Annotated in this window: 8 protein-coding genes; 1 reads left to right on the top strand and 7 read right to left on the bottom strand. The window is 61.8% G+C overall.

Translation table 11 applies throughout. The annotated features are described in order from the left end of the window. Nucleotides 1-29: 29 nt before the first annotated feature. The 7 genes from C795_RS0103770 to C795_RS0103800 form a co-directional block, all read right to left on the bottom strand. Nucleotides 30-1,220 carry an acetyl-CoA C-acyltransferase gene (locus C795_RS0103770; RefSeq protein WP_017792427.1) on the bottom strand — a complete coding sequence of 397 codons (1,191 nt, stop codon included), beginning with the start codon at nt 1,218-1,220 and terminating at the stop codon, nt 30-32. Between the two features lie 214 nt (nt 1,221-1,434). Next, nucleotides 1,435-2,502, bottom strand: coding sequence for an FUSC family protein (locus C795_RS0103775; RefSeq protein ID WP_017792428.1), 1,068 nt, complete (start codon nt 2,500-2,502; stop codon nt 1,435-1,437). Nucleotides 2,503-2,633: 131 nt separating this feature from the next. Then, on the bottom strand, nt 2,634-3,464 hold the full coding sequence (locus C795_RS15100; RefSeq protein ID WP_017792429.1) for a class C sortase: 831 nt from the start codon (nt 3,462-3,464) through the stop codon (nt 2,634-2,636). A gap of 191 nt (nt 3,465-3,655) precedes the next feature. Then, nucleotides 3,656-5,221, bottom strand: a complete 1,566-nt coding sequence (locus tag C795_RS0103785; protein WP_017792430.1) for a SpaH/EbpB family LPXTG-anchored major pilin — start codon at nt 5,219-5,221, stop codon at nt 3,656-3,658. Continuing rightward, nucleotides 5,218-6,222: a class C sortase gene (locus C795_RS15105; protein ID WP_017792431.1), complete on the bottom strand. Its 1,005-nt coding sequence runs from the start codon at nt 6,220-6,222 to the stop codon at nt 5,218-5,220. Before C795_RS15105 ends, C795_RS0103785 begins: the two co-directional genes overlap by 4 nt. A 90-nt stretch (nt 6,223-6,312) precedes the next feature. Next, on the bottom strand, nt 6,313-7,980 hold the full coding sequence (locus tag C795_RS0103795; RefSeq protein WP_017792432.1) for a SpaH/EbpB family LPXTG-anchored major pilin: 1,668 nt from the start codon (nt 7,978-7,980) through the stop codon (nt 6,313-6,315). A gap of 57 nt (nt 7,981-8,037) precedes the next feature. Beyond that, on the bottom strand, nt 8,038-11,889 hold the full coding sequence (locus C795_RS0103800) for a prealbumin-like fold domain-containing protein (RefSeq protein ID WP_017792433.1): 3,852 nt from the start codon (nt 11,887-11,889) through the stop codon (nt 8,038-8,040). 575 nt (nt 11,890-12,464) lie between these two features. On the opposite strand from C795_RS0103800, the gene C795_RS16490 reads away from it, so the two are divergent. Beyond that, a complete protein-coding gene (locus tag C795_RS16490; protein WP_017792434.1) occupies nt 12,465-14,804 on the top strand; it encodes a helix-turn-helix transcriptional regulator in 2,340 nt (779 codons plus the stop codon). Nucleotides 14,805-14,823 lie beyond the last annotated feature (19 nt).

Here is a 14,823-nt window from a genome sequence, read left to right on the forward strand (position 1 = left end):
GGGTGGGGGTGGGCACGACGCAGAAACGGCTAGACCGCGCGCAGGACGACCGCGGTGCCCTGACCGCCGCCGCCGCAGATGCCAATGGCACCGAGAGATCCGGCGCCCTTTTCGGCCAGCTGACGGGCCAGCGTGCCCACGATGCGTGCGCCCGAGGCTCCGATCGGGTGGCCGAGGGCGATCGCGCCGCCGTGCGGGTTGACGATCGCGGGGTCGATGCCGAGCTCGCGGGTCGACTGCACACCGACCGCGGCGAATGCCTCGTTGATCTCGACGACCGCAAGGTCGGCGGCCGAGGCACCGGGCAGCTTCGCGAGCGCCGCAGCGATCGCGCGCGCCGGCTGCGAGTGCAGGTGGGTGTCGGGGCCGGCGACCAGCGCGGTCGCCTCGACCGACGCGATCGGGGTGAGCCCGAGCCGCTCGGCGGCGGCGGGGCTCGCGAGCACAAGTGCCGCGGCCCCATCAGTAATCTGCGAGGCATTACCGGCGGTGATCGTGCCGTCCTTCGCAAACGCCGGGCGCAGGCCCGAAAGCGACTCGGCGGTCGTCGCTTCGCGCACACCATCATCGACCGAAACGACGGTGTCGCCGCGGCGCGAGGTCACCGTGAACGGCGCGATCTCGCCCGCGAAGAACCCCGACGACGTAGCGGCCGCCGCACGCTGGTGCGAGGCGGCGGCGAACTCATCTTGCTCAGCGCGCGTGAGCCCCAGCGGCGTGTTGCCCGTCTCGGTGAGCGCCCCCATCGCGACCTGATCGAACGCGTCAGAAAGCCCATCGCGGTCGACCGTGTCGACGAGCTGAGCGGTGCCGTACTTCGTGCCGACGCGCAGCTGCGTAACGTGCGGTGCGAGCGACATCGACTCCTGCCCCACGGCGACGACAATGTCAGCCTCGCCAGCACGAATCAGGCGGGCGGCCTGCGCGACGGCCTCGGTGCCCGACAGGCACACGGCGTTCAGCGTGATAGCCGGCACGTTCATACCGATGCCCGCTCCCACGGCGGTTTGACGGGCCGGGTTCTGGCCGGCACCCGCCTGCAGCACCTGGCCGGCGACGAGCATATCGACGTCATCGGGCGATACTCCGGCACGCTCAAGTGCAGCCTTCACGGCGTGCGCGCCCAGCACCGTCGCTGGCTGCGCGGCGAGCTGGCCGGTGAATTTGGTGAACGGGGTGCGGGCGTATCCCACGATGAGGGCCTGAGTGTGCGCGGTCATGAGCGACCTCCTTGTGCTTTAGAGCGTGCGGTGTAAATCAGTGCTGTGAGGGAATGCGAGCGCGGTCGGGCCGCGGCGCATGCCCCCAACGGCTATTCTGCCTGATCCGGATCGCGAATGCCCCGCCCATCTCACACAGTGAGGCGCACCGCCAGTGTGCGAGGTCGGCGACAGGCCAGATCCCGGCGGCGGCCAGAGCGGCCAGTCGCGACAGTTACTCAGGCAGTGATCTACGCGGTCGGTGAATCAGCACCGTCAGAATCGCGATTAGCGAGCCGACGACGGTGTCGATCACCCGCTCCCCCGCGCTCGCAAAATGATCGCCACCACCCATCGCGGCGCCCACGAGCAGCAACACCAGTGGCGTGATGAACACGAGCGCTAGCGCGTAGTTGCGCACCACCACGACCTCGATGATGAACTGCAGCACCGTAAACACGAGCACCAAAAGTATCGGGTGCTCTGAGAGAGGTGCGATCACCAAATAGACGACCGCGCCCAGCAGCGTGCCGGTCATGCGGTGCAGCCCGCGTGTGAGCGAATAGCTTCGCGCCGTACTTAAACCGACAACCGCCACCGAGGCCGCCACTGTCCAGTACGCACGGTGCGGGTCAAGCAGCAGCGCGGTCACCAGCGCACCCACTATAGAAGCGACCGCAATGCGGGCGATCAGCTCGATCTCCCCAGGCCCCACCCACGGGCCCGGCAGGAGTTCGCGCAGCGGCCGCACATCGCGGGCGCGTTCAGTGCGCCGCAGCAGCGGTGTGAGCGCCACAAGATAGGCGAAAAGCATGCCGGCCATGATCGCCACAAGAAAGGCCGTTGGCGAGTTCAGCCGTACGCCATCGACCTCGGTCGTGATGTTGCCCGCGAGCCCGTACACCAGCACGAAGAACACGGCGCCGGGCGGGCCGATTCGAAACGCGAACGCTAGCCCACTCGTCAGAATGGCGACCACAACGAGCCCCGTCACCAGTAGTGCGGGCCACGGCGCGAGCAGCACGCCCAGCCCCGCACAGAGCAGCAAAATCCCACCGACCACGGGGAGCACCTTGGCCCGCTCAGCGGCGCCCGCACTTGCCGCAAACAGCGCCACAAACGAGCCGGCCGCTGTCTGCAGCCCCAACGATTCATAGCCCAGCAGCGTGAGCAGCCCGAGCGGAGCACCCATCGATAGCGCCGCTCGGGTCGCGATCCAGTAGCGGGGATCCGGCCCCGGCGGTAGTTCGAAGAGGCTCCGCATCGCGCGCCGTAGTGCCGCGGCGATCCGTTCGAATTGCATGCCTCGCGGCCCCTCCCTGCAGCGCACCACTGATCGACCTGTGCCCAAGGGTCAGAGCGATCGACAAGCTCCTACCTATTAAAGGTATCAAGACCTTGACGCCACGCATCGGCAAGGGCGCAGGAGCGCTTTTACGTTGACTTGTCGATTGTGTGGCTCTTGCGTGGGCGCGTGCGTGGTTTTGAGAAGAGCAACCAGCCAACAGCGGCTGATCCACCGATGAACCATACCGCCCACCACGGGAATCCGAGTTCTACCCCATCACCCGCGATGACCTCGCGCCCGTCACTCTCGGGCCCTGAGATGCGCTCTGCGTGCACGAGCAGCCGATGGCTGTTGACTCCCGTCGGCGTGCAGGTGAAGAGTGTCACCCAATCCTCACCCTCGGTAATTTCGAATGAGTCAGTTTCATTTGGCAGCACGGTCTCGATTTCACGCACTTCGTAGTGGTGGTCTTCGCCGAGCACGGAGATCCAGAAGTTGTCACCAACCTTGGCGTCATGCAGCGGGGTGAAGAGCTTCGCCTGCGGCAGACCAGAATGCGCGGTGAGCACCGAACGTGTTGACGGACCGCCGACGGGCAGTGACGTCCCGTACATGTGGCCGACGCCTTTCGAAATCACAGCATTTTCGGTGCCGTGGTAGACGGGTAGCGCGACTTCAATTTCTGGGTAACTGAGGGTACCAATGGCGTCGCTGCCACTGACTCGCAGCATCTCTTCATATGCTGCATAGAGTTCACTGCGCATCACAGCGTCCTCATTCATCGAAATATAGGGGTCAGTGAGCGGGCCGGGCTCTAGGTAGTCGTTATAGGCGTAGGCAGCGTCGAGGATTCGCTGCCGCTCGGGCCCAGCGGTGCTCTCAACCCCGCGTATGTACCCCGATATTTCGGAGTTATGACCAATGGAATTAACCCAGTCGGCGCCCGCTGGGTACACGAGTAAGCCGATGCCAAGCATCGCAAAGCACTGGAGCGTGAGGTTTAATGCAAGTCGTCGCTTCTGTTTGCGGCTGCGCTTGGGTTTGCGCCCGTGCTGAGGAGCACGTTTGTGAAGAAGTGGCCCGGTGGCGGTACTTGGGGGGGGATCGCCACCAGGCCAACGCTCTGGCCGGGGGGAACCGGTAGTCAGAGCGCCACCCTCGAGTGTGTTCACTGGAGGGAGTCTAGGGAATCGTGGCCACTACGACGGCGTCGCAGGAAGAGGAGGGCACCAAGCCCGATGAGCGCAGCGGCGAGGACACCAATACCCGCGATTTGAGCGCCGGTGACTGGAAGTCCCTGTGGGTTCTCGGGCGTTGGCCGCGGATCAACACCAACGCTGGGCTCTACAGGCTTCGTCACTTGGAAAATCAGTGTCTGATACTCCACTTCGGAGTTCACCGAGCCAGAGAGCGGCCTATCGTCGATCCAGGTCCAGCCCGGTGGAATATGGGTGGGGGCCGCCCAGTAATACCGGTAGAGCGGATCGCCAGTCTCGCGGTCCAGCCCATTCACGAAGTCTGAAAATCGCAGACCATTGACGATCAGTCGTCCCTGCGCGTCGGTGGTCCACTCCTGAACCCCCTCGATGACGATGGGGTTGCGCTGTGCGAGTGCGTCTTCTGGTGTGAGGTAGACCTTAAAGCGGGCGCCAGGAATGAGATTCGACGGGTTGCCGTGCTCGTGGACGATGACCGAGAGCGGGCCCCATTTAGTGGTGGCGGTATCGTTCACACCCAGGCGCGCTTCGATCGCGGCTTGGCTCGGGTAAAGGATTGCCTCATTGACGTGAATGCCCTCAGCGAGCACAGTCGTGTCGTAGTCGACCTGCACCGTCGCGCCCGGGTAGTGCTGGGCTACCTGTTCGAGTTTGCGCAGGCCTGGTTCAAGGAAGTTGACTATGATGGTGCGCGTCGCATCGTTGTAGGTCACCGTGTAATCGGTGCCCGGCGCCAGTGCCGGGCAGTTGTCGCAGTTGATACGAACGGGCACATACTTAGCAAGGGTGGCGGGTGGTCCGATGAGCCGAAGCTTCGGAGTGATGACTTCTTCGATCATGTAGCCGTCGAGGGTGGGCTGCAGTGGAATCGTCGAGTGCGAGGTCCAGTGCACGGTGTCGCCGAGCTTCACCGCATCTTGATCGATGACATCGAGGGTGATGCCGGCCTTCGCGTTCTTCGGGTAAACATGCACGGTGTTCAACCATCCGTCACGTTCGACGGGGTTGGTGAGCGGCAGTGCAACAAGGAAGGGCGCCGCACCCACGTAGCCAGCGGGGATTGTTGTCTCTTGCACGTAGTAGAGACCAACACCGAGGGGCGCGAGTGTAGCGTTACCCGCCGTGTCAGTGACGTCGGTCGCGGCGACCGGCTGTCCTGCCACGCGAGCGGCAGCCTTCTCAGCGGTAAGTTTGGTCGCGGCCTTCTGGCCGGCGTTAGTGGTGAGGTCAAGACCCGGCACCAGTTTTGCGGTGAAGGTGACGCCCGCAACTGGAGTAAGCCCGGTTGTGTTCTTCGGTAGTCCGTCGGCTACCGCGCCAAGGCTGTCGGGCTGTTCAAACTTATGAATCTCGATCGCGGTGACCGCGTCGGGGTCAACGGTTGTCGCGGTCGCCGCCTGAGCGGGGAGCAGGGCGAAGAACATCGCGAAGAGCACTCCGAGCACCACCATGGTGCTGCGGCCCCGAAGGTGCGCTGCACCGCGGGCTCGGGCATGCGTGCGTGTCTGCATGCTCATGAGCGTGCCTCCCCTGTGGTGCCGGTCACCGGATGGCCCGATGCTTGGTGCGTGGTGTGGTCGTGCGAAGAATTTGGTGTTGCTGCCAACCGTCGTGGCGGCGCAAAGATCAAGTAGGCGGAGCCCGCCGATCCGGCAAGAAAAATGAGTGCCCACCACGGGAGGCCAGCCCTACGCGCGTCGCCCGCGACCGCATAGCCGCTTTCACCAGACGGTGTGGGGATGCGTTCGGCCTGCACCAGCAGGCGATGACTGTTCACACCAATTGGTGTGCAGGTGATGAGTGTCACCCAGTCTTCGCCATCGGTGATCCGCAGCGACTCGGTCTGTTCAGGTAGAACAGTTTCGAGACCGCGCACCTCGTAGTGGTGCTTTTCACCGAGAACTGTGACCGTGAACGTGTCACCGATCTCGGCTTTGGGCAATTCGGTAAACAGCGAGGCGTTGATGAGGCCCGAGTGACTCGTCATTACGGAGTGTGTGGACGGGCCACCAATGGGAAGCGAACTGCCGTAGAGGTGGCCGACGCCCCTGGAAAGCACTTCGTCACTGGTGCCGTGGTACACCGGCAGCGAAATACCCAGTTGTGGGTAGCTCACCTCTCCGATCACACCGTTGTCGCTGACGCGCAGCACATCAAGGTAGGCCTGGTACGCCGAATCGTCAGCGAGATCGGCATCGATTCCGGTGCTGGAGTAAGGGTCTCGCAGCACACCCATCGGCATGTGCTTGTTGTACTCTTGGGCGACACGGAGGCTGTCGAGGCGTGTCTCTTCAGGCAGCTGCGCTACCTCGTTCACATACCCTGAAACTTCTGAGTTGTGACCGAGCGCCGAGAACCAGTCTGCGGCACTCGAATACAGCAGCGCACCAATGCCGATCATTGCGAGCGTCTGCAGCAGGATCGGTGTGTATATACCGGTGCGCTTGAGGGAAGTATCGCCACCCCCACCAAAGGAGGCACCGGACTGCGCAGTCGGCTCAATAGTCATCTGGTTCATTTCGGTACCTCCCTTCGGTGTTGGTGCTGATCCACTCAGAAAGAGCGGGGGTGGGTGCGGGTTTGTTGGCCCGCGCACCCCCCGCGGTTGTTACTCCGCAATTACCTCGTTGCGGCGACGACGCGCTACTACAACCACAGCGGCGAGGATGCCCGCACCGAGGATGGTGAGGATCGCGGTGCCCATGCCACCCGTGAGCGGCAGCTCGAAGCCGGCGTTGTGCGGAGCATTCTCGATCTGCGTCACCGTTACGTCTGCGCCTGCAGCGTCGACAACAACCTCGACTGGCTCAGCAAGGAGCTCGAATCCGTTGGGTGAAGTGACCTCTACCAGCCAGTAAGTGCGGTAGCCATCATCAGACGGATCCAGTTCGACACCATCGGCCCAGCCTGAATAGCGCAGGCCCGAGATGCGCACCTCGCCCTGATCGTTCGTCGTGAAGGTCGTCGTACCGCCCGACCCGAAAGCTATCGGGTTATCGCCTAGTTCGGCTTCCTCTTTGCTCGTGAACACGCTGAACACAGCCCCCTCGAGGGGGTTGGAAATGTTGGAGGCATCTACCTTGCGAATGAGTACATCGCCCCACTTCGAGACAGGAACATCACTCGGGATACCTTCGACCGTGCTGTCATTCGGGAAGAGGAACGCCTGGTTTTGAACGACGCCTTCCTCTTCGCCATCAACTGCGGGGGCGCTCAACAGTGCGGCGACGTTGGTACCGACAAGCACCTGCACCTGAGCACCCGCGGTCGATCCCACAAGCCCAAGCTTCGCGCGGCCAGCCAGGGTGAAGTCGACGACTACGCTCTGCCCACGGTTGTCACCAATACCCGGGATTGGGTTGGGCGTTACTGTGTAGTCGCCCGCGACGAGCGCCGGAGCGCCGAGGGGATCGCCAGCTGAGTCAACCAGGGAGACCTCTACTGACGTAAGGGCGAGCCGGCCGTCAAGCTGATCCGTGATCGTGTAGCGGCTGGGGGCCAGAAACTCGAGATTCTCGAGGCTCGCTACTTCCTGTGCGTCAAACTCGGGGTTCGCGGTACGGGGGATGTCGCCACGGATCGTCCAGTTCACGGCGTCACCGATCTTGATGCCATCGGCATCCTGAACGGTCTTTGTGATGGCTGTGGTCGAGTTCTTCGGGTAGACATTGATGTCGTACAGCCAACTGTCAAGCTCGATTGGGTGCGTGAGCGGCACCGACATTACCCAGGGCGCCGACGGCGTCACGTTTGCTGGGTGGCCTGTCTCAGCAAAGTGGTAGAGGCCCACGGGAATGTCATCGAATACTGCCGCAGCATAGCTGCCAGCGGCGCCAGTGTTTCGCACGATGTCGGTACCGAAGACGGGAGTCGCTGCAGCACCCTCAAATGCCCAGGTGTCTGCCGCGGCGTTGTAGCTGAGCTTAGCTGCATTTTGCCAGCCGGTGTTCGTCGTGAGATTAAGCGAGTATGTCTCACCTGCTGCGTCGAAGCTCATCACCTGCTTCGCGGTGAACTCCACCTCCGCAATGGTCGGGGAGGTCACGTCCTGCTGCAGGCCGTTTGCTGCTGATCCGGCCGCGTCACCCTGCTCGTGCTTGTGCACGGTCACTGTGCCGGTGATTGGCTCGCCCGCCTCACCGGGGAGGATCAGGGGGCTGTCTGCCTGCCCGTCGACTGCTGCAGCTATGCTGGCACCGCTGAGCGCGAGTGCAAGCGCAGCACCTGCTGCGACCAGCCCGGCGAGCGCCTTGCGCCCTCGTTTTTTCATGGTCATGGTTTTCCTTTCAGAGTGGATCTGTGAACCGTAAAAACTAGAGAAAGAATGGTCGGGCTAGACCGCACGACTGCTTCGTGTCTGGTTGCGTCGTCGCATCACCCAAGCGGCACCGAGCGTGCCAGTGAGCAGCACGATTGCTCCGATCGAGAGGCCGGCTGCGAGGTTCATGCCTCCGGCTAGCGGGAGCGCAGCCATGCGCGGGTCCTGGATCACCATGAGCCAGCCCGTGGGGTTCACGCAGGCAGTGGCGTTGGGATTGGTCGAGGAGCATGCGCTGAGCGCGTTTCCTGAGGAGTCGTATGCCGTCAGTTTGCCTTCGCCTGCCGCATCGGCGACCGAAAACTTCACCGGCTCCGCGAGAAGCTGGTGGCCCACCGCCGCCTGTGTTTCGACGAGCCAGTAGGTACCCGTGGGCAAGTTCTGTGAGCGCCAGCGCCCCTCCTGTGACCCTGATTCAATGGGATAAAGGTAGGCACATTCTGCGGGAGCTCCCTGATATGACGCAGGATCAACGTTCCACGGCACCGCAGGGATCGTGCCGGTGTAACCTGACGAGCCCCAATCCTGTGCCGTGCACATTTGCGCCGATACACCGCTATTCATTTGACCTGCGTTGTCATCGCGCACTTCGAAGCGGTGGCCGGTGAGATTGGTCTCAACACCGCTCGCACTGACACCGTCTTTGCGGATCGTGAAGAAACCTGATTCGATGCGTTGAGTCACCTGGCACTCGTCGGCGTTGAAGGTCTCGTCGACACCAGTTATGCACTGCTGCGGATCCTGTGTCGTGCTGTCTGCCGTCGCTGAGTTTGTCAGGGAGGTGCCCCATTGAATCGGCCCTGGTGCCCAGGCCCCCGGGACCTCGGGTGCCTGGCCCGCGGTAACTGTGTACCAAACTTCGGCCCGCACAATGTTCGCTGGCATATTAAACTCACGCGTGGTGAGTGTCCATGTGCTGTCGAAGTAGGGAGCAGTTCCGCTACCGGCAGTTATGGTTGGTGCGGGCACACAGTCGACTCCGCCATCAGCTTCGCCCTGACAGAGCACCGTCGGCGCGCCCCCGGTTGCCGTTTCAAAGAGGTAGATACCAATCGAGCGTGCGCCCGAAGGCACGGTCACGCCCGGTGTCCAACCCGCCGACTTCATGACGTCAGTGAGGTCGTCGGTCACCGCGACCCCTTCGAGGTTCCAGTCACCGGCCCCACCGTTGAGCTTCGATACGGTGACGCGGTAGTTCACGTTTCCACCCGTGTGGATGAGCGCACCATCGGCGGGGAACGAACCCTTTGACACTGTCCACGCGGGGATCGGATGCTCCGCACAGGTCGCGAGCTCACCCTCAGCGGGCGCCTCGCAGCTGGCCGGCGGAGTCACCCCCCTCGGTGTTAGGTAGTTGCGCAGCCAATATCCTGCGAGCGGAGCGGCCACATTCTCGCGGCTCGCAGAGTTCTCTGTGTTCGCCTTTACCTTCACACGAAACGTGACGGTGCGCGTCTCAGTCGCAGGCACGTTGCCTGCGATATCGATTTGCTGGTTTGTGGAGTTCCAGTTAGCGCTCAGCCCGGGCGTTCCAGGTGTGGTGATCACCGGTGTGGTGACGACATTGCCGGCAGCGTCCACGAAGTCTGCATCGTCGAGCACGTCGCCAAGATGATCGATGTGGTCGACCGTGGCCGCAGCTGTTCCGGCAGTGTTCGCAAACGTGAGCGTGTAATCGACGATGGTGCCTGCTGTGACTGTCTCACCCGAGGCCGGATCAGAGGTTTTCTCGATCGTCAGGCTTGGTCTCAAGGTTTCATTGGTGAAGACGCATCGAATGTTTGAGCCTGGCACCAGTGTGCTGTGCGTCGTGCTACTGAGGGCAAATTCGAGGCTTCTCCCTGTTCCATCGAGGAACGGTGTTGTCGAGGAGCCGACGTAGCATGCCCAAGTCGTCGCGTAATTCGATCCGTTCGTCGCTACGGTCTCGCTGGCTCTGAATGTTCCGTCGAACACCATCGCGTAGGGCCCGATCTGCTGCGACTGGATACCCGACGAGGCCCCTGTCGTGGTCACCGAATCAAAAGTTGAGGTCGTGCCACCGGCAGTGCGCGATGCGTTCAGTTGGAACTGGTCTCCCGGGGCGAACCGGTCGCCAACGAGGTTCTTTTGCACGCTGATCGTCGTGGGTTCGGCGCAGCTCGCAAGGTCGACGAGGGTACCGACCCCGGTGAGCGACGTGCGGTTGCCGAAGATCTGCATCGTCGTCGGGTTCGCAAATGAGTTGATATTGCCTTGCTGAATGAGTGCGCGGCCACCCTGCGTGTAGGCCACGCCGTTTATTGCTTCTCGCTGCCCAGCCGGCAGTCGTCCACCGATTCCATTTCCAATGATCGTCGGCACCGTTTGGAGCACGTGTGAACCGGGTAGCGAGTGCAGTTCGTTACCCGAAACCGAGCCCGAGACCGTGTACCCACCCGCGGTATCAGACATGATGAACTGCAGGTTGTTCGCGCCGTCAAACGCGAAGTCACCGTTCATTGCGTTGGCGTTCGTTGTAAAGTTCACGGGGCGTTCGACATCGACGTGCGAGACTTCACCGGTGCGCTCCCCGTTGCCCGCCGAATACCTGTAAACGTGCATGCGAAGCGCCGACCGGCCGCTGATGTTGTTGGGGGAGCTCGAGAAGTAGGCGTAGTAGAACTCCTCGGCGCCGTCGTAGACCGTGGCATCACCGGCCACAAGGTAACCTGCGACAGGCGACAGCAGATCCATCGTCCACACCGGGTACGGTGCAGTGTCGACTTGAGGGTCAAAACGGTAGGTCGTAACCTGACGATTTGGGGCGATCTGCGAAGCGAAGTAAAATACGCCAGTCGGTGTGATGCCCAGGCCATTAGCAGTCGCTTCAGACGGAACTGTCACCGTGGAATCCGGCACCAGTGCCGTCGCGGCGGTGATCGACGTTTCTGCCTGGTTGTGCGTGACGCGTCGAATGCTCGTCGTGCGGCCAGTAGCACTGTTACGATTCAACGAATAATACGAGTTCGCCGGCTCTACCATGCAGTAATTGACGCTCGCGCGTGGCTCAACCTTTAGGTCGTTGAACTCCCAGGGCCCAGTTGCTGGCCACCCATCCGGGCTGTTGTCAGTTCCTGGTATCTCAATCCAATTCGCGGTTGAGATGGTCCAGTTGTAATCAATAATTGATCCGACTGGTTGGATACGGTAGCGGCTATTGGCAGTGATCGGCTGCTTGCTAACCCCGCCACCTGCGGGAAAGCTGTTCAGGTTGTCTACGGCAAAGTACCCGGGTCGTGGGTCCTGATCCATCGAGTTGGCGTGACACGGGTCACTCGTGCAATCGGTCACGTTGTATACGCTTCCCCAGTTAACGGTTCCCCACCAGTTAGTAGTTCGTGGCCCCTGCACGTTCACTGTCGCACCACCTACGTGGCTGTTCGCGGCGTCGGTGACTTCCCATGTCAGGTAGTTGCGCCCGGTCGGCATCGCGAAGGTTCCAATGCTCGGCGCGTCTAGACTCTCGAGCGCTTCGGCTTGCGGTGAGGGCTCCTTTGGGGCAGGTACCGCAGCATCACCCGAAGAGTCTGTTTCGCTGGCAACCGGGCCGGACGTTTCTTCAGGAGCAGCATCGCTCCCGTCGTCGTCTGAGCCCTCCTCCGAAGCAATCTCGCTGCCATCTTCGACAGGAGCTTCTTCTTCCGCCGGGGCAACCTCTTCCGCCGGAGCCTCCGCGCCCGAAGATCCGTCTGAATCTTCTACCGGCAGCTCAGCGGTAACGACCGATTCGTTGGCTTCACCGTTGCCCTCGGTCGCTGAGGCTGGGGTAGCTGGAACACCGGGCACAGTGTCGGCAACAAGCGCACCAAACCCGACCACCACACTCAAGCTGAGCGCAATGGCCACGCGTACACGTCGAGTAGACCGCACAAGAACCCCCGTCCTTCAATTCAAAGATCCGCACGTAAGTCATCGACTTCATGTCAGACCGGGTCAGCGCAAGTTTTGGGTAAAACATTGAACGCAGGCCAACAAACACATAGCGTACGAGAAATCGCACCGGGACGGTGCAACAGCTGCTGGATCTTCACCCTTATACTCACCCTTAGGGTTCGCTAGAATGTGAGCGGGGGGATCTTTATTTCTTAGAGATGCCGAGGGACACTATGCAGTCATGCAACAAAACACGTTTACTTGCCAAACTAAATGCGGCATCGCGAGGCCCATTTGGAGACCTCACCCCGATTCTGATCTGTGCACCCGCAGGCTTCGGGAAGACGAAACTCGTCTCGACGTGGCTTGCTGCTCAACCAGATGCGCTCGTCGTCAGAATGCGCTGCTTCCCCGATTCTGCCCACAACCTGTGGGCCGATATTGCCGCAGCGCTGTCCACAGTGATCACTGCCGGCCTTCCAGAACCTGAAGCATCTAGATCCGCGCTTCTACGTCAAGTCGCGGCACTCAAACAACCACTCACTCTCGTGATCGACGACTACCATTTTGCGACCACACCCGAGAACGATCTCTCGCTGCTCGATCTCACTAGCCCTCGCCTCAGACTCATCGTCATCGCTCGCCGTGTCTGTGTACTCAACGGCCCACTTGCTGCCCGCCGCGTGCCCATGCTGGCGGTCACTGCGGAGCACCTCGCGTTCACTCTCGAGGAGGCAAGGGAGCACGTAGTCGCGCGCTTCAGCGCACCAGACACCGCAGGCACAGCTGCTGCACTCGAGCTCGCGTGCGGGTGGCCTCTCGCGATACGCGCGGCCTTCGCCCCAGCCGCGGCGGAGGCAGGTTCATCTGCTACTCCCGCACCAGATCAGTCGGTCTTCCATCTCGAGCCGCTCGCCGCACTCACGCGTTTTGCTCAGCACCACCTCGAAGGCCTCAATGCCAATGCGAAGACGATCATGCTGGCAGCCACATTGACCGATGTCATCGACATCGATCAGGCGCAAGAAATCACCACCGGCGACGCCGCCGAGGTACGAAGCGCCATCGACGAACTCACAGAACTCGGGCTGCTCGTTCCCGCAGCAACCGGAGATACCGACGAGTTTAGGTGTCACCCTTCAGTCAAGCGAGGCATCGCATCACGCGTCGAGGGCTTCCTTACGCACTCGCAGCGGTCGCACGTCATACACAGCCGCGCGACAAGAATCGCTCATACGTCGCCGCTGACCGCTTTCCGCATGTACCTCAAAATTGCTGCATACGACGAGGCCGAACTTTTGCTGGTACAGCATTTTGCCACGATCACCGATGAACCAGGCGCGAACAACGGCGACCTGCGCGCGATCCCAAAGGCTTCGCTAGTGAAGCACCCGACGTTCATCGCTGCACAATTATTTCTGTCATTCGGTGATCCGAAAACACCAGACTCAGCACTCACCTATCTCACCGCCCTGTGGTACCAAAGCATCAAGCTGCAGAACGAAGGCACCCAGCCTTCTGGCGAGCTACGAGTCCCCCACCTCATGCAAGCCATGGTCGCGGCCCGGCTCGCCGGCGACGTGCACACCGCCCATCGACTTTCCCTCAGTCTTGAAGCACAGGTCGACTCCACCCACGTGTTCACTCCACTCCCCCAGCGTTTGGGGTATGGCGCACGGCGAGTTGTCGGTACCGGGTCGCTCCCGGTCTATTTGAGGGAGCTCGGGACGACAGCGTTTGTGGCTGGTGATCTCAATCGAGCACGAAGCACCTGGGAGCGCCTGCGAGTGCATGCCGAAACGCTTATCAGTTACCCATGGTCTGGCTTTCCACCTGCCTCCACACGCACCGTCACCGACGTCGAATCTGGCCACAGATGGCTGCTCGCAGCCCTCTACGAGCGAGCGCTCACCGAGGTCCTCGATGGCAATATTATTCTCGCCTCGCAACTCCTCGAGCACGCCGATAGCTTTGCAGAGCGCACCGGCTCACAGGCTGCCTATGTCACGTGGGTGAGCGGTGAGGTCGCGCGAGCAAATGTTTCCTACGAGCTAGGCGACGAACAATCACTGACACGCGCCATCGCCGCGGTCTCACCAATTGCGCGTCGAACTGAGCACCGGTCCCTACTATTAGTTGCCGAGACAGAGTCTATTCTTTCAACCCACGGCGCACACTGGGCTCTGTCTCACATGGAGACGGCGATCACGCGCTTAGCCGACGAGGATCCTCACCTCAGCCATAACTCGCCTCTGCTTCACTCGTACCACGCTCTAGTTGCAACGCTCTGCAGCCGGTTCGCGACGGCCGACGAAGTTCTCGCGGCGATGCCTCAAGACAGCTCCGTGATCATCATCGAACAGGCACGGCGAGCGCTGTTCGCTGCTGACGACGTACGCGCGATACTTACAGCAGAGCGGGTCGCTGATTCCAATTCGTCTCGGCGGCAGCAGACCCACCGGTCCATGATCATCGCGTGCGCTGCGTGGAGCGCCGGCCGCAAGGCCGAAGCCTTCAGCGCGTGGGAGCAGGGAGCTACGCTCATCGAGCGTTTTGGGCTGGTATCTGCGTTACGCACAGTCCCACATGACATCCTCACCCAGGTTGCAGAGGCCGCGCAGCGGGCCGGCATCGTTGATGCAGTGGCACTTGTCGAATCTGTGCCGGTAGCGGCCCGCGCGAAGCGTTACGAGCGACTCACCGGCATGGAGATTCGCACGTTGAATGCGGTCGCTCAGCATCGCACGGCCAAAGAGGCCTCGAGCGCGCTCTTCATCACTCCCGCGACCGTGAAGAAACACCTCAACGCTGTCTACCGCAAACTCGAAGCCAAGGGCCGCGATGAGGCTCTGTTGCGAGCCAGCCGCATGGGGCTACTCACCCACTGAATCATCGCCGTATCCGAGT

Source organism: Leucobacter salsicius M1-8, assembly GCF_000350525.1.
Classification (GTDB): domain Bacteria; phylum Actinomycetota; class Actinomycetes; order Actinomycetales; family Microbacteriaceae; genus Leucobacter; species Leucobacter salsicius.

Excerpts from the sequence above, each read along its gene's own strand:
- C795_RS0103770 (WP_017792427.1), bottom strand. The coding sequence starts at position 1,220 with ATGACCGCGCACACTCAGGCCCTCATCGTGGGATACGCCCGCACCCCG.
- C795_RS0103775 (WP_017792428.1), bottom strand. The coding sequence starts at position 2,502 with ATGCAATTCGAACGGATCGCCGCGGCACTACGGCGCGCGATGCGGAGC.
- C795_RS15100 (WP_017792429.1), bottom strand. The coding sequence starts at position 3,464 with ATGCTTGGCATCGGCTTACTCGTGTACCCAGCGGGCGCCGACTGGGTT.
- C795_RS0103785 (WP_017792430.1), bottom strand. The coding sequence starts at position 5,221 with ATGAGCATGCAGACACGCACGCATGCCCGAGCCCGCGGTGCAGCGCAC.
- C795_RS15105 (WP_017792431.1), bottom strand. The coding sequence starts at position 6,222 with ATGAACCAGATGACTATTGAGCCGACTGCGCAGTCCGGTGCCTCCTTT.
- C795_RS0103795 (WP_017792432.1), bottom strand. The coding sequence starts at position 7,980 with ATGACCATGAAAAAACGAGGGCGCAAGGCGCTCGCCGGGCTGGTCGCA.